This window comes from Bacillus sp. MM2020_4, from assembly GCF_011250555.1.
In the GTDB taxonomy this organism is placed as follows: domain Bacteria; phylum Bacillota; class Bacilli; order Bacillales; family Cytobacillaceae; genus Neobacillus.
On the sequence record NZ_JAANMZ010000002.1, the window covers coordinates 327,461 to 344,018 of the forward strand.

Annotated in this window: 12 protein-coding genes and 1 other annotated feature; of the genes, 4 read left to right on the forward strand and 8 right to left on the reverse strand. The window is 37.8% G+C overall.

From position 1 onward, the window contains the following. Positions 1 to 73: 73 nt before the first annotated feature. Positions 74 to 1,255: a hypothetical protein gene (locus tag G6554_RS03600; protein WP_166238828.1), complete on the reverse strand. Its 1,182-nt coding sequence runs from the start codon at positions 1,253 to 1,255 to the stop codon at positions 74 to 76. Between the two features lie 156 nt (positions 1,256 to 1,411). Here G6554_RS03600 and G6554_RS03605 point away from each other — a divergent pair, with 156 nt between their 5' ends. The 3 genes from G6554_RS03605 to G6554_RS03615 are packed head-to-tail and all read left to right on the forward strand — an operon-like array spanning position 1,412 to position 4,453. Continuing rightward, a complete protein-coding gene (locus tag G6554_RS03605) occupies positions 1,412 to 1,897 on the forward strand; it encodes a type IV pilus modification PilV family protein (protein WP_166238830.1) in 486 nt (161 codons plus the stop codon). Next, positions 1,881 to 2,435: a prepilin-type N-terminal cleavage/methylation domain-containing protein gene (locus tag G6554_RS03610; protein WP_166238832.1), complete on the forward strand. Its 555-nt coding sequence runs from the start codon at positions 1,881 to 1,883 to the stop codon at positions 2,433 to 2,435. Before G6554_RS03605 ends, G6554_RS03610 begins: the two co-directional genes overlap by 17 nt. A gap of 14 nt (positions 2,436 to 2,449) precedes the next feature. Then, a complete protein-coding gene (locus tag G6554_RS03615; RefSeq protein WP_166238834.1) occupies positions 2,450 to 4,453 on the forward strand; it encodes a hypothetical protein in 2,004 nt (667 codons plus the stop codon). Positions 4,454 to 4,489: 36 nt separating this feature from the next. Here the strand turns inward: G6554_RS03615 and G6554_RS03620 are convergent, their stop codons facing one another. From G6554_RS03620 to G6554_RS03635, 4 genes are all read right to left on the reverse strand, one after another. Next, positions 4,490 to 7,336, reverse strand: coding sequence for a VWA domain-containing protein (locus tag G6554_RS03620; protein WP_166238836.1), 2,847 nt, complete (start codon positions 7,334 to 7,336; stop codon positions 4,490 to 4,492). Between the two features lie 254 nt (positions 7,337 to 7,590). Beyond that, complete coding sequence (locus tag G6554_RS03625; RefSeq protein WP_166238903.1) at positions 7,591 to 9,306, reverse strand: sensor domain-containing diguanylate cyclase; 1,716 nt, start codon at positions 9,304 to 9,306, stop codon at positions 7,591 to 7,593. 62 nt (positions 9,307 to 9,368) lie between these two features. Continuing rightward, positions 9,369 to 10,691, reverse strand: coding sequence for a bifunctional folylpolyglutamate synthase/dihydrofolate synthase (locus G6554_RS03630; protein WP_166238838.1), 1,323 nt, complete (start codon positions 10,689 to 10,691; stop codon positions 9,369 to 9,371). Between the two features lie 66 nt (positions 10,692 to 10,757). Further along, the gene (locus tag G6554_RS03635; RefSeq protein ID WP_166238840.1) at positions 10,758 to 13,400 is read right to left on the reverse strand and encodes a valine--tRNA ligase; all 2,643 of its coding nucleotides are present in this window, start codon (positions 13,398 to 13,400) and stop codon (positions 10,758 to 10,760) included. A 39-nt stretch (positions 13,401 to 13,439) separates the two neighbouring features. Continuing rightward, positions 13,440 to 13,678, reverse strand: a binding site (T-box leader). A 155-nt stretch (positions 13,679 to 13,833) separates the two neighbouring features. Here G6554_RS03635 and G6554_RS03640 point away from each other — a divergent pair. Continuing rightward, entirely contained in the window at positions 13,834 to 14,025 is a 192-nt protein-coding gene (locus G6554_RS03640) for a hypothetical protein (RefSeq protein ID WP_166238842.1), read from the forward strand. A 20-nt stretch (positions 14,026 to 14,045) separates the two neighbouring features. Here G6554_RS03640 and ysxE read toward each other — a convergent pair whose 3' ends face one another. The 3 genes from ysxE to G6554_RS26300 all read right to left on the reverse strand — a co-directional run. Further along, positions 14,046 to 15,083, reverse strand: a complete 1,038-nt coding sequence (ysxE, locus tag G6554_RS03645; protein ID WP_166238844.1) for a spore coat protein YsxE — start codon at positions 15,081 to 15,083, stop codon at positions 14,046 to 14,048. 87 nt (positions 15,084 to 15,170) lie between these two features. Next, positions 15,171 to 16,280 (reverse strand): stage VI sporulation protein D, encoded by a 1,110-nt coding sequence (gene spoVID, locus G6554_RS03650; RefSeq protein WP_166238846.1) that lies wholly within the window; start codon positions 16,278 to 16,280, stop codon positions 15,171 to 15,173. Between the two features lie 198 nt (positions 16,281 to 16,478). Beyond that, the coding region (locus G6554_RS26300; protein WP_166238905.1) for an IS3 family transposase at positions 16,479 to 16,558 on the reverse strand (80 nt) is incomplete at its 5' end.

Below are 16,558 nucleotides of genomic sequence, written 5' to 3' on the forward strand. Positions count from 1 at the left end.
CACCCACACCTAGTAGTTTAATTTTCATTTTTTAATTATAGATTAAAGTTACACTAATTTATAACAAATTTCGCTATATTTTCACACAAAACGATTTAAAAAATTGTATTTCTTGTAACAACATGGGGTAAGTTGTAACTTTTTCCTCTATTTCATTTAAAAAAGGAAGTAATTTGTCATATTGTTTTTCCGAAATGTAATGTTGGATTAAAAGAATAGCAAATGTATAATATTCATTCGTTGGCAATTCTGGATGTAAATATTCTCTAATCATTTGCTCATATTTCTTTGAGTCAATCAGTTTTCTTGTTATTTGAATCTGAGTTACCATCGTGTTAAATAAAAGTTTATGAAGTGCTTCATTTTCAATATTGTTTGTCAATTGGTTGTTGTTATCTATTTCACTAGAGACAGCCACTTCCTCATATACAGGAGATGAAGGATAGTCCACAACAGAAATATTCTGTTTTTCTTCCAATTCTAGAACAACTTCACTTTCTAGCATCTCCTCGAATCCAATCTTGTCTTCAATTAGTTGATCCTCGTCCAATTCTAAATTATCTGCTTCATATTGTTTCGAGTTGACTGGTAAATCAAGCTCTTCAACATCATGGCTCTCAATTGAATCTAGATGATCCTCTTGGAGTATAATGCTATCATCCAAAATTAGCTGCTCTAATTCAGCCAGATAATGTCCCTCTTGTATTTGTAAGTCGTTTTTAGGCTCAATTAAATCATTATCATCATTACTTTTCTCTATACTAATGGGATTTATTTCAGCAATGAATGAATCTTCAAGATCATCTTCCGGTACGATCATTTCTTCCATTTCTGTTAAATCATCTTTGAGGTGATGGGAATCGTTGATTGATTCCGATAGCAGTAAAGATAATTCCTCCTCATTCACTTCTAAAGGTTCCATTTGAATCGGAATGTCTTCAGATAATTGATCCTGTTGTGGTTCTATTCTATTCTCCCATTCGCTTTCTATCGGTGAATTTTCATCGTTGTTCATGAAAATCATAGCCCCCACCCTTTTATACCCCAACAATGTAGTAAGTACTATGAGGAGAAATAAAATAAGGACTGTTTGCCATACAGCAAAGACTGATCCGCTTAGAATACCTAATAAGGCAAGAACAAATGATGTTCCAAGGATGAACATTTTCCCTTTCGTTGTGAAGCCTAATGGTAAAAAGTATAATATCGGTGCTACAACGATTACCGATAGACATACAAAAATAATTGAGTTCATTCATTCACCCCATAATAACTAGTATAAAAGAATTACATAAAACAACAATAATTTATTTTTTCCATTATTTTTTGTGTTTTTTCGACTAAGCACGACATTTATACACTCTAAAGTATTGTATAATAATAATGGGTATTTTGAAAGGAGGGAGATAATATGAATCTAAAAAAAATTATTTCTAGTAATAATGGCCTATCGTTGATTGAAGTCTTAGTTTCACTTACCATTTTAGGAATCATCTCCATAGGTATTATGAACTTTTTCTCCCAAGCTTACTCTTTTACAAGTTCCAATCAAAATAAAACCAACGCCATAAATGTAGCGCGCAATGCCATGATGTATATGGAAAAACAAAGTTTCATTGAGATAAAAGATGAATTTGATCGTAACTCTTCCAAAGAAATCTCCCTATTTATTTGCGAGGATCAATATAAAATGTTCTGGGAGGGTGATACAGTTGACCCAATTTGCACTCCCATCCTAGTCAATGGGGTCGAGTACTCTGTCTCCATTCATGCCGATAATACTGAGGAAGATAAATCATATATTCTTCCCATAACAGTCAGGGTAGAATGGACTAAACGTAAAAAAAGCGATTTTACCGAACTTGAGGGAGTTATTAAAAGTGAAGATATTCGATGAAAAAGGAGTAACTTTAATTGAACTATTAGCAACGCTTACGGTACTAATGGTTGTATTACCTGTTATATATGGTGTTTTTTCCTCGGGATTGAAGCTCTATAATAAAATTCAAATTGAAGGTCAGCTACGAGACGATGCGGATTACGCTGTAACAATGGTCATGAATACCTTTTACTCTTACCCCTTCGATGAAGTTACGGGGTGTGGCGATAATTGCATTGCATTAATAAACAATAAGGCAACAACGGTTAAAAGGGAGGAAAAAAACTTTTATACCGTAAAAAAGGATCAAGTTCTTACTGAACAAACCTCTATTAAAATTCAATTTCCTGATAATGATGAAAACGGGGAAATTAAAATCGATGGTAAAAAGTTGGATGTTACCTCAAATTTTGATCATTCAACTATTTCTTATACTTGTCAAAATAACCAAGTATCTTGCGAGGGTGGAAAAGACGGGATGATTCATATTGATTTACAACTCAATCATGATCGATTAGAGAAGCCCTTTCATCTTCAAAGCCAATTCGGGTTTTAGGGAGTGAACTTTCGTTGATTAATAACCAAAAAGGAAATGCGCTAATTACTGTCATGCTTATTTCGTTAGTATTTACCGCTCTCGGGTTGGCGATTGTTTCTTCTTCCATTAGCGGAACAAAACGCCTAGAAAATCGAAAAACAGATATTAACTTATCTTACAATTCTGTCAAGGTCGTCGAGGAAATCACAACAAATATCACTAAATCATTAGATTCTATTAATCTAAAAAGCTTTATGGATAAATCTTCGGGAGAACTGACCATTTATTCTTCCTTCGGGCCGGCACTTGAGAATATGCTGCATGATTCCTTAAATACGATTTCTGAAAACGATAGAGAAAAGATTGAATGTCTGAGCATTGTTGATGAGAGCGGTGATACTGTCAAAGAGGTTGCTTCATCAAACATTTGTATCAACGATTTATCTGGGTTTAAACCCTATCATATTAAAACGGATCAAGATTTTACCCGTGTATTTGAAATTGTCCTTATCACCAAAAATCCCAATCAACAGCAAGGGAAAATAAATAGAACGATTCGAAAACGAATCATTCTTTCACCACTTCCAAGCTTTTTGAAATACGCAGTGGGTTCTACTTCAACAGATGAGGATTCTGGGCTATTTTTAAACGGCTCTCCAAACCTTAATGGAAATGTTTATGGCAATAAATTAACAATTAATGAAGATGCAAAATACCAGCTTAGAGATACTAGTTGGAAAACAAAAGAAACACCCATGCCATCAATCGTTGGCGATCTCTATAGTAGTACGGCAAATCTACTGCCAGTAATTAAGAATGAAAATAACTTTTATAAAAAAGATGTCCCCGCCCTTAAACATGATAGCCAATTTGTTGATATCAATTTTGCCGAATCGTTTAAAGAGCAAACCAATAAAATCAGCGCAAAGACTGGAATTTTACCTCCTAGTTCCGCGATTGGAAGTACGTTTAAAGAGGAACTTATTAATAATATTAAAGCGCAAAAGTTTTCCAATACACCTGGGATGACTGAAATTAACAAGGAGGACGTCATCAATAAACCATTATCGATTGTCGAAAAAGGGGAAAATACCCTAATCGACAGCTATATGATTGAGAGCGGGACTGACCCAATCAACTACCCTGATTCCGTTACAATTAATGGCGATTTGGTCGTTATGAGCAGCGGAAATTCAATTAATTTTGGTGATGACCTGGTAGTCGACGGTGATCTTTACGTTGTTAGTTATAAAAATATATCATTGAATAATATATTTGTTACTGGTGATATTCACCTAATAAATTTTGACGGAAAATTACTAGTCAACGATACGATTATTTGTGGCGGCACTCTAGCTGTGGAATCCAATGCTGCAAATCAAACAAGTAATGGTATCGAGCTAAATGGCGATATTATTACCGGGGGAAATTTATCACTATATCCCATTGATACCACTATTAAGGTTAACAAAAACATTGTGGTTAACGGGGCCTTTACCATTTTAGGAAATGATGAATTAGCTCAAGAAACTAAAGCATCAAATGAAAATGATGAGGTAATCTTTTCCTCTGTTGTGTATGTCGGGGGGACAACTTCCATTTCAAATGTAAATATTCTGGGGGCCGAAAACAGAGAGTTAATTCTCTTAGGGAATAAAGATTTGATGATAACAAGGATAAATGAATTTCAAAATTTTGATCCTTTAGCTGAAAATAACAAAGAATATATACCGGAACTAGACAACACCATTAAACCATTAAAAGCCTTTTTCTATACGGAAGCAAATGCAGAGCTCTATGGGGTCGGCTCTCTTTTCTATATCGATGGCGGGTTATTTGCAAAGAAAAGGTTAGAGATTAATGCCATCCGGGGTGAGGTAAAAAATATCAATGACCTTCCATCAAGATTATTCCAAGAGGATAAACTTTCTCGATTCATTGTTCATTTTAATGATGAAGTTTTATTGCAAAAAATTGATGCCCTTCCAATTGTTGAACACCTGCAAATCTATTCTGATGAGCTTATTATTGAATAAAAAAACTCGTTTCCGTTTGGAAACGAGTTTTTTCCTTTACCAGCGGCCTTCTCCGGTAGTCCCATTATCAGTATTTGCACTATCCTCATTGGTTACTTCAAATAGCGCTGAATCCTTTGGTTTACTTCCGTCCTTCTGTTCTTCTGCTGTTGCTTTAACAGTCGAATACCCAATATTTTTCCCAATAATATACCACTTTCCATTTTCATTCTTTACTTCCACTTTATCCAAAAATGAAGTTGTAACAGAACTAATAGTTTTTTTAGTAGCATTGGTTGGATTAAAAATTAGCAGATTATCAATAGCAATCTTTTCACCAGGTTGAATTTTAAATACTGCCTTTTTAAATTTTACTTCTTTTAATGGAATATATGGATCTGTTACATACACCGGCACCCGAACACTTAGATCCGATCCGTCTTTAGTTTTTATTAATAAGTCAGTATCACCTTCAGATACACCTAAAACTCTATTCTCACCTGTTAATACAGCAATATCAGGTTTAATGATCGTTATTTCTAGGTTTTTATTCGTGGCATCAATGGGTAGCAGGTTGACTGTGAATGGAATCGAACTACCTACTTCCACTTCAATTGATGCGGGATCAACCTTGATGGAAGTTATCTTTCTTTGTATCGTGATGATTTTTTCAACAATAAGATCATCTAAGGCAAATCCACCTACTGCTTTTATTTTTACTGTATTCATTCCAGTAGTTCTTAGCGGGATAGAATCACTTGCATTAAATTCAGTCCAAGTTGGATTCTGTGGATTACTGAAATAATAATATTTCACATCTTTCCCAGCTACCGTTTTCGATAATTTTACATCTACAAACTCATTTGTTACGGCACCACTACTATAAGAATTACCGGATTCCTTACCTATCAATTCAAAATCAGGAACAAGGTAGACAAGTACTTTTTCACCATCGTAGTAAGTAACCTCTATTGTTTTATTTAATGAACCATTTACAAAAGTCATATCTTTGATTGGTTTATTCTTTAGGCTATAGTCATTTGGGAACTCCGTTTGCGATATGATATTCTTCGTATTATCATTCATTTTCGTAATGATCCCTAATGCATCTCCATCATATACATTACTAGGAAATTCATTCAGTCTAACCTTCATATTTATAATCTGGTTAGATGCCGGGATAGTTGTCTCCTGACTCTGTGTAAAGCGACTATCCTTGTACTGTAAAATAGCTGTAGGCATCTTGGTATTACTTAATGCCCAGTCAGCTTGTAATTTTAATGAAGTTGTGACCTGACTAGGTGTAAATATCCCACTTTTATAATTAACCGTCTGGGCTAGGTCAATTTGAGCTGCAGGTTTCCCATTATAGGTGATCGAATTGACCCCTGCTGTAGGATAGATTGATACGCCATCAGGCAGTGGCTGTATCAATTTTAAATTACTTAACAAACCAGATACTTGATTATTTACAAGTCCGTAAGGCGACAAAGAATATGAAACAGTAAATTGATTTGTTGTCTGACTTACATTTGATACTTTAATTAAATTATCTACCGTATTGGATACCCCTGATAAGTTCATGGCACCTTTAAAACTGGACGGTGCATCCGCTTTAACATCAATTGAAACTGGTTCATGTGATAACGGAATCGTTTGCCCATTTAAATTTTTATATGTTAATTTTATATTATCAAATGTGTATGTGGTAATATCCGTGAAGCTAAAAGGTAAACTTACATCAATTGGTTGATTAACTGATTGTCCAATCGGAAAGCTAAAATTAGCTTTTAAAATTACCACATTCCCCTCTAACCTGGCATCAGATCCTTCTAACAGATTTACCTTCCCATTAAACTTGCTAAGATCAATTTTCACCTCTGCATCTATTGCAGGTGTAGCTATGTCTTTTGAAATATCCTGAAAAATACTTGATATATTGTCTTGGTTTGCTTGGCGGGCTGTTACACCTGTCTTGGATGAAAGCTCACGTAAATAAGACATATCGACCTCAGAATCACTTCCAAATCCAATAGAAAACAGTTTAATATTCTTCTCAGCCAGCTTGTTTGCCATTGAAATTCCATGATTTTTAATACTGTTTATAGCTTGGGTATTGCTTATATTTTTACTCGTCTTTGTACCATTAATCTCATAATAGACTTTATTACTCATATTAGACCCGGTCCCATACATTTCATAATGGACAGGAATATTTTCCGTCACTTGCTTGGTTTCATAGACTGGTTCATCCTTGCAAATAAACCAAAAACACGATTCTTTAGTCCCGGTCTGCACTTTTTTAGTATACGTGATTGGTTCATTATAAATAGAAAATGTTGGCTCTCCGTCGGTCATGAAAATAATATATTTATTATTTTGTGACCCATCTAATAGATTAATAGCTTTCTCAAAAGATTGGGTGTAATTAGTCCCACCCTCTGCTTTAAGATCCTTCACGGTTTGATTGATTAAATCTAAACCCGCATTTACAGTTGTTGGGGAAAAATTAACTACTTGTTCTACATCAGAACTAAAAGAAATAAAAGAAAAACGATCACGTGGTCCTGCATTTTTCTTAAAGAAACTAACAGCCTCAGTCATCGCATCCTTTGCACTTTGAAATTTCTTCGGATTCTTTCCCGACTCATTCATAGAACCTGATTTATCAAAGATAAAAACAACATCAATAGGATCACGGTTAGCACTGGTTGATACTCCCGATGGCATCAAGTGTACATTGAGACTTCCTTGAGCGTTCTCTCCTTGAGGCTTTACAATCACACTTTGGGATGGACTTACACTGAAGTCGACCTTTGGTGCACTATCAGCTGAGACCGAATTTCCCATTCCTAATAAAATAAAAAATATAATAATACCGAACATTACTGATATTTTCCTCATGGTAAATGATGCCTCCTTTCTTTCTCCTATATTTATATAAACTGATACTTTTTGCCTATTATATTACTATTAGTATATCAAATCCCCTAAATGCACAAAATACTTTTTTTGTAGCAATTTGGATTTATTTTTATTAATACGTCGAAAAATAAACTTACTATTACAAAAAAACGGCCAATTCGTGAGAATCGGCCTTCTTTTCTATTTCAGGGTATTTAAATGTAAAAATCTTTATCCATTTCATCATCACCCTGTTAACAAGATGAATACTCCGCCACCCGATTCCTTCCTGCTCGCTTTGCCCCGACATAAAGGGCCCTGTCGGCATGTCGAATCAAGGCAAGGGCGTCCTCGGCATTTTCTGGTGCTGTTGCAACACCAATAGAAACGGTTATCTTCACCTGCTGCTGTTTCTGATCCATGGATTGTTGCAGGGTGAATGGCCAGTTGGCAATCGACTGTCTGATCAGTTCAGCCATTTGGAGGGCATCCTCTTTTGTTACGTCAGGCAGGAGAACAACGAATTCTTCACCGCCATATCGGGCAACTGTGCCGCGATTGGCTATTAACTTATCGAGCCTGTTTGCAAGTTCACAAAGAATTTCATTTCCGCTTTGATGACCATACGTATCATTAATTTGTTTAAAGTGATCAATATCAAGAATAATCAAGGACAACATGTTCCGCTCGAAAGTAGTCAGTCTTTCAAATTCCTCGTTTAACACCTTTTCAAAATATCGATAGTTATAAAGTTTTGTTAAAGCACAGCGCTCACTTTGCATTTTCGTTCGTTCATAATGCTTGGCATTTTCCATGGCCACCGCAAAGTATGAACATAAAATATCAACAATCATGAGTTGATATTTCTCATATGCTCGTTTTCGTTTCGAAGCGAGTAACAGCACCCCAATAACGTTCTTACTTTTTACGATTGGAACACATAAAATACTTTCTACGTCGCCAGGGATGTAATTCATCGGGATCCCACGCCATTGCATTCTTGCAGTATAAAATACTGCTTTTTGTTTAGACCAGGTTGTACCAACTATGCCATCGTCTTTTTTAAATGCTGGCAGTTCATTTATGCTAACCTCACCGGCTTCTATATGACGGATTAATTTCAGCTCATTATCACTCACTTCTAGTATATAGGCATAATCAACCGGGAGCATTTCACAAAGTTTTTGGATAAAGAGGTTAACGACATCATCAACCTGCAAACGTTCGGCCATCTGATGACCAATTTCAGCTGCCTTTTGTAAATATTCATTTATTTTTTCACTCGAATAATAGAGGTTAAAAATGATCGACAGGCTTACAAATGGAACACCGACAAATATAATGGCCAATAATCCCACTTGGTTATAAAGAATATATAATACAAAACCAATTGGAAAAGTAATTAACGTAGTAATAGTTTCGACAAAAAAGTCCTTCCCAAAATACGGCTCTTTACTCTTATAAATAACATAAAGGTTAAAGGATATGATGATTTGATTTAAGGAATAATATAATACAATGTATATGACTGCAAGCCAAAGTGAATGGGGAACTCCAGATAGATTAGGGCGGACCTGACCGCCGAGTAAATAATAGATTAACCCGCTAAAAAAAGAAACGAGAAAGAACATAATCAGATTAAGCGGCAAACGGAATAGCTGCCCTTTTTGAAGAACCTTTAACTTAAGTAGTAAGGCAATGACTGCAAACTGGGCATAAAGAATTTCAACAAATAACCCAAATCGTAAAAATGTTGCAAGGGCCACCCATTGGATTACAAATATAAACACATCATTGATAACAATTGGCATAACCGCGACGACAGTTGTGAGCAGTAGAAATGCCAACAAGTCGACCCAATTATCAGATAGATGAGGAGGGTATGTTTTATAGGTAAACCACAATCCTGCTGGAACCATTAAAAACCAAATTAGAAAAGCAATTTTTTTCACCGTAGGGTTTACCTTCATCATAATCCTCCTTCCCCATTATTTTTAATTCAAAGTAAGTTTATCAAATAATAGTACGCTTGTCACAATGAAATTGCATTATTTTTCAAATATTTGCTTAAATATGGTTTTGCTTCAGAAATAAAATAAAGAGAACCTGTGATGACAAGGATATCGGAAGCTTCTAGATCCTGAATTTCTTCAAGAAGAAAGGATTGCCAGTTATCCACTGCTAGTTTGTTTTCGGAACCGCTAAGCTTAAGCAACTCCTCTGCACTAGCCGCACGCGAAAATTCAAAGCTGACAAAAGTAATCTGGTTCGCAATTTGATCAAGCTTGCTAATCATTTCATCTAGTTTTTTATCCTTTAGAGCAGCAAATACAATTTTGATAAACCGATCACTGTAGCGTGATGATAGTTCCTTGGTTAATGCCGTTATTCCTTCGTCATTATGGGCACCATCAATAATGACGAGCGGATTTTCTGATAGAACTTCAAATCTTCCAGGCCAATAGGCTTGTTTTAATCCTGCTCGAATGGATTGCTCCGTGACCGCGAAATAGCCCTTCTCATTCAAATACTGAGCAGATAAAACGGCCAGAGCTGCATTTTCGGTTTGATGCTGACCAATCATACTGATCTCAAGTTGTTTTAGGGGTTGCGGCTGTGTTTCTAGGGTGAACTGCTCACCTCTAGCAAGCGATTCATGTCCACTTAATGTAAATTCATGATTTAATCTAGTAATTGGTGCTGACTTTTTATCGGCTTGCTCCTCAATTACCTTTAGAGCTTCCAAGTGTTTGACCGCTGTATAAATGGGGGTTTTCTCTTTAATAATTCCAGCTTTTTCAAAGGCAATTTTCTCATAGGTGTTTCCTAGAATGTTGGTATGGTCGAGTCCAATATTTGTAATGATAGAGACGAGTGGCTGAATAATATTTGTCGAATCAAATCGTCCGCCAAGACCTACTTCAAAAATGACAATATCCACCTTTTTTATCATCGCAAAAAAATAGAATGCCATGGCGGTAATGACTTCGAACTCGGTTGGGCCCCCCAATTCGGTTTCCTCTAATTCATCCGCCAACGGACGAATGACATTTGCTAGCTGCAATAATTCCTCATCACTAATCGGATTCCCGTTGACACTAATCCGCTCATTAAACTGTTCTATATATGGTGAAGTAAATGTACCGACTGTATATCCCCCTGCTTGGAGGATGGACCGTAAAAAGGTGACAGTTGAGCCTTTGCCATTTGTTCCGCCAATATGGACCGCTTTGATTTTATTTTCAGGATTGTCTAGCCGCTCCATCATCCGCTCCATTCGTTTTAAACCAGGTTTAATGCCTAATCGTAGCCTTGCATGGATCCAGTCTAGGGCTTCTTGATATGTAGTAAACATTTTTGTAACACCCCTTTTTAATATAAGTAAGACGAATCCATTGCTGAATTCGCCTCTTACTGCTTATTATCCTCTTAATTCTTTAATTCGAGCCTCGACAATGCTTCTCTTTTCGAGATAATCCTGCTCTTTGGCACGTTCTTCGGCAACCACACTGTCAGGTGCTTTTTTCATGAAGCCTTCATTGCTTAATTTCTTTTGAACTCTGTCTACCTCTTTATTTAATTTATCATATTCTTTTTCAAGACGGGCAATTTCTTCATCGATATTAATTAATCCTTCAAGCGGCAAGATGATTTCTAAGCCTGTCACTACAGCGGTCATTGCTTTTTCAGGTGCCTCAATATCTACACCCATTTGCAATTCCTCCGGATTACAGAAGCGTTCAATATAGCTGCGATTGTTTTCAATAGCTTTTAGAACGGCTTCATCCTTCGCCTTAACTAACATTTTGATTTTCTTGCTCATTGGCGTATTTACCTCTGCACGGATATTGCGTACAGCGCGAATCATTTCCATGAGAAGCTTCATTTCCCCGGCTGCCTGGTCATTGGATAGTTCTGGATTTACTACCGGCCATGCAGCAGTTGTAATCGACTCACCCTTGTGAGGAAGATTCTGCCAAATTTCCTCGGTAATGAATGGCATGAACGGATGCAGCAAGCGCATGGTGTTATCTAAAACATGGGCTAGAATAGAACGGGTTGTTTTCTTCGCTGCTTCATCTTCACCGTACAGCGGAAGCTTCGCCATTTCGATATACCAATCACAGAAGTCATCCCAGATAAAGTTATATAAGGCACGACCCACTTCACCAAATTCATAACGCTCTGAAAGTTTTGTCACGTGCTCAATCGTTTCGTTTAAGCGAGTTAAAATCCACTTATCCGCAACAGACTTTTCACCGCTAAAATCAATTTCATCATATGTCATGCCATCCATATTCATTAACGCGAAACGGGAAGCATTCCAAATCTTATTAGCGAAGTTCCAAGTTGATTCTACTTTTTCAAAACTAAAGCGTAAATCCTGGCCTGGTGAGCTTCCGGTTGATAGGAAGTATCTTAGGGCATCGGCACCATATTTTTCGATGACATCCATTGGGTCAACACCATTTCCAAGTGATTTACTCATCTTACGTCCTTGTTCATCACGAACGAGACCGTGAATCAGAACATCTTTGAATGGACGGTCGCCAGTAAATTCAATACTTTGGAAAATCATTCGTGATACCCAGAAAAAGATGATATCGTAACCTGTTACCAATGCGTCTGTAGGAAAATAACGTTTGTAATCAGCCGCTTCTTGATTTGGCCAACCCATTGTTGAAAAAGGCCATAACGCTGAGCTGAACCATGTATCTAAAACATCATTGTCCTGGTTCCAATTTTCTTCATCGGCTGGTGCTTCAAGGCCAACATAAACTTCTCCCGTTTCCTTGTGGTACCAAGCAGGAATCCGGTGACCCCACCAAAGCTGTCTAGAAATACACCAGTCACGGATATTTTCCATCCACCGTAAATACGTTTTTTCAAAACGGTCCGGAACAAAGTTTACTTTATTTTCTTTGTCTTGCAAGGCAATCGCTTCATCTGCAAGTGGCTGCATTTTTACAAACCATTGTGTTGAAAGGTATGGCTCAACAACCGCACCACTGCGTTCAGAGTGGCCAACAGAATGCAAATGATCTTCTATTTTGAAAAGAACACCTAGTTCTTGAAGGTCTTTAACGATTTGCTTACGACATGCAAAACGGTCTAGCCCTTGATATTTACCTGCCTTAGCATTCATCGAGCCGTCCTCGTTCATGACAAGTACACGCTCAAGATTATGGCGGTTACCGACTTCAAAGTCATTCGGGTCGTGTGCAGGCGTAATTTTTACGGCACCTGAGCCAAAATCCATATCCACATAATCGTCGCCCACGATTGGGATTTCGCGGCCAACGATTGGCAGAATGACTGTTTTTCCGATGAGGTGCTTGTAACGGTCATCTTCCGGATGTACCGCAACAGCCGTATCACCAAGCATTGTTTCCGGACGAGTGGTTGCAATTTCAATGTGGCCGGTGCCATCTGCCAATGGGTATCTTAGGTGATAAAAGGCACCTTGAACATCCTTGTAAATGACTTCAATATCAGATATAGCTGTTTTTGTCGACGGATCCCAGTTAATAATATACTCCCCGCGGTAGATAAGGCCTTTTTTATAAAGGGTGACGAATACTTCCTTAACAGCGTCTGATAAGCCTTCGTCAAGGGTAAAACGCTCGCGGCTGTAATCAAGACCGAGACCTAGCTTTGACCATTGCTGACGGATGTGGGATGCATATTCTTCCTTCCACTTCCATGTTTCCTCAACGAATTTTTCACGACCTAAATCGTAACGACTTTTGCCTTCGCTGCGAAGCTTTTCTTCAACCTTTGCTTGTGTAGCAATTCCGGCGTGATCCATTCCTGGAAGCCATAGTACATCATAGCCTTGCATCCGTTTCATGCGCGTTAGGATATCTTGAAGTGTTGTATCCCATGCATGGCCAAGATGCAGTTTACCGGTAACATTTGGCGGTGGGATTACAATTGTATATGGCTCTTTGCCTTCATCATCTTTTGCTTCGAAAAACTTACCTTGTAACCACCAGTCATAACGACCCTTTTCAATCGATTGCGGATCGTATTTGGTCGGCATGGTTAATTCTTTTGTTTCCATTTAAAATTCCTCCTTCAAACATAAAAACCCCATTCGTCATAAAAGGACGAATGGAGTTTGCTTCGCGGTACCACCTTTTTTCCAATCAAAAAACATGATTGGCTCTTAAATCAGATAACGGATTTCATCCGTCCTCAACTACTGGGGCAAATTTTGGCCTGTTCGCAGAAGAAGCTCATGGGCGACATTCCGACTTTCCTCTTAAGAAATCTCTCAGCAACTGATTTCCCTCTCTTGAAGCAGGATGGTATCGTACTCTTCCCTGTCTTTGCTTTTGTTTTTAAATTATATTGTTATACTACCCAAAAAAGGGGATTCACGTCAATCATGATCGCCAAATTTTTTATAATTTATACTATATGCATATTTACAGGGAACAAACTGGGTGATTTGAATATACTTAAGTAATGTCATATTTTTAGGGGAGGTCACAGTGAAGAGAAATTTTAACAACTACAAACACCGTCCCTGGTTCAGAACCTTTCGGAGGTTCTGCGGACAATTAATAGTACCGTTTGTGATTTTTCAATTCATTCGAACGATTTTTCTACCGACCGTCTTTGATGTATTATTGTTATCGTTTTTTATTGTTATTGCGATTTCAATCTATTTTGATATTATGTAAGGAGCCCTTAAAGCAGGTGACTACTGCGGCTGGGCTCCTTCTTTTGCCTGCTTCTGCTGGTTTTCGATTTCCGTCATCCTCATCACGATATACTCAGAATTTTTCAAATGCCAATAACGGTGCTGCAGCTGGCGTACAAATTTCATTTCATTCTTTGGTCGCGGTTTGCGATAATAGCTTTCAGCCACTTGCATGATGGGAATAGGCAGTGCTAAATAGCTGTTAAATAATAATTTCTCATCCTCTTTATAAGGAAAGTATTTAAAATAATGGTATACCCAATCAAGGGCGGTATCATTCCGTTTTGGACTGGTATTTAGGGCCCGTGATAAAAAGGGAAGGAGATCATGAATCGGTGAGCCGTACCGGGCATTTTCAAAATTAATGAAAAAGCCATACCCCCGATCATCATAGAGAAAATGCTCCGATGACAATTTTCCGTGCGTAATCACCATCCGAGCCTTGTCATTTTCTTTTGTGGTCTCATACCATTCTTCAAATTTTGTTTTTGAAAAACGCAATGCCTGGCTTATTTCGTTGTAATATAAGCAGTATAGCAATTCAAACGGTGACATATATGTTCTTTTCTCACATTCATCCATGAAGCCGTCAAGAAATTCTTGATGTTTTTCTAGCTGTTGAATCGTTTTTTCATAATGCTCTGTTCGTTCTTCTTGGCCGACCGTGATTTCTTTAGCCGACAAGGTATGAAGCCTTGCTAATTCTCGAAAAAGCTGCTGGCTTTTGTGTTCTCGATCTTCCTTCTGATCGTTCGGCATCCACGGCATAAGATAATAAAGATTGTTTTCATGTAAAACCGCATACCTACCATCCATCGTCGGGTAAATCGGGACAATCCTGTTAAACCCCTTTTGGTATAGAAGGTGAACATGACGGATAAAATCCGTCCCGGTATTGGGGGAGATTTTTTTTAATGCAAAGGTTCCTTTGTTCGAGTAAATCTTTTGGACAATGCCGTAATCCTCAACAAAATAAGGCTCGACAAGGTAATTTTTTAATATGGGTGAAACAGATTCTAACCGGTTCGAGTCACTCATGTGATTTCAACTCTTTTCTTAGCAGAAAGGGATTCTTTTAAAAGAAGAGCAGGTTCAAAATCACCTGCTCACCTTATCGTCATTCGATTACTTTTTCGCAAGGGCCCCGGGGATATATAATACTTGACCTTCGTAGACGTCTTGATTCAGTTCCAGATTGTTGATGCGAAGGAGGTTCTGAACCGTAACATCATAGCGGTCGGCCAGAGTATCGACCGTGTCCCCCTTTTGCACGATACATACCTTTAATTTTGTTTGGCCTGTATTTTCGTCCTTCCTTGCAAAAAACTCTGTTAGTGTCATCTTCTTCTTTTTACCGGAAAGCTTTTTCTTTACCTTTTTGATCATATCTTCCGAAGAGGACGAGGAAGAACTTTCTTCTTCAACCTTATGTTTTTTTCCATAATGATGATGTTCCTCCGGCTCAACTTCCACCACAACTTCTTCCTCAACTATTTCCAGTTCAGGTTCTTTCCTGCCCTCACTCCTCGCTTCTTGGAGGTTCCAGACAGGCTCATAAACTTCTTCTTCCTCTTCTTCATCAAATTCTACCTGGGGCTGGTAGTTGAAAGTCGGGAATTTCGGCAACACTTCAACAGGTTCTTCTTCTTCCTGCTGTTTTCTTGCTTCCGCTTCAAATAAAAAGTTTTCTTGGAAAGTGCTTTGAACAACTGGCTGTTCCACTTCTACTTCCTCTTCGTGTTCAGTATTGGAGCGGTGAAGCACTTCATATTCCGGTTCTTCTTCCTGTTGCTGTTGTTGTTCTTGTCCGTACAGACCACTGATGGTCAGTTCAGCTGACAACTTCAAGCAACTTCGTTCAGGTAAGGAATAATCAAATGATTCTACAAGGACGTCGATATCATAAATGCTTTGAATCCGATTATTCGGAATCGTGATATCGACAGGGAATCGATGGGAAAATTCACAGCTTCCCTCTTCTTCGCGTTCTGCTACCCTCTCGACAAATTTCTGTGAGGTAAATCCTTCATCTTCGCTTACATCGCTAGCTTCGTAACTTTTATATTCGCCGGTGAGTTCCAGCGAACCTCGTATGGTTACGTACTGATCGTTTTCCTGGATGGTGATGTCGGGGTCTAGGGAAATCGAAATAAGCTCTTCGACTTCCTGTCCTTTTCTAAACCACAGCGACTCCTCCAAGGAAAATCGCAGGCACGATTGATTCTCCTGGGACAAAGCGACTCCTCCTTTCGTATCCTTTACGCAAAATCACTATGTCACTTACACTCTATGAAGTAAGTTTTTTATTTATGATAAAAAACAAAAAGGTTGGGGAGAAAAGAATTGTTTTGGGGGCTTCTAACCAAACAAAAAACACCCACTAAAATTGAAGTGCCCCCTGTCAAGTAGACAGTGGAAATAATAAAAAGGTGCTTAAACGGCTTTAGCTCTATATTCCATAGGGCTGAGGCCGTTTAGTCGTTTTTGATATCTATCATGATTATAGAAATGTA

Coding starts and splice junctions, on each gene's coding strand:
- G6554_RS03600 (WP_166238828.1), bottom strand. CDS start 1,255: ATGAACTCAATTATTTTTGTATGTCTATCGGTAATCGTTGTAGCACCG.
- G6554_RS03605 (WP_166238830.1), top strand. CDS start 1,412: ATGAATCTAAAAAAAATTATTTCTAGTAATAATGGCCTATCGTTGATT.
- G6554_RS03620 (WP_166238836.1), bottom strand. CDS start 7,336: ATGAGGAAAATATCAGTAATGTTCGGTATTATTATATTTTTTATTTTA.
- G6554_RS03625 (WP_166238903.1), bottom strand. CDS start 9,306: ATGAAGGTAAACCCTACGGTGAAAAAAATTGCTTTTCTAATTTGGTTT.
- G6554_RS03630 (WP_166238838.1), bottom strand. CDS start 10,691: ATGTTTACTACATATCAAGAAGCCCTAGACTGGATCCATGCAAGGCTA.
- G6554_RS03635 (WP_166238840.1), bottom strand. CDS start 13,400: ATGGAAACAAAAGAATTAACCATGCCGACCAAATACGATCCGCAATCG.
- ysxE (WP_166238844.1), bottom strand. CDS start 15,083: ATGAGTGACTCGAACCGGTTAGAATCTGTTTCACCCATATTAAAAAAT.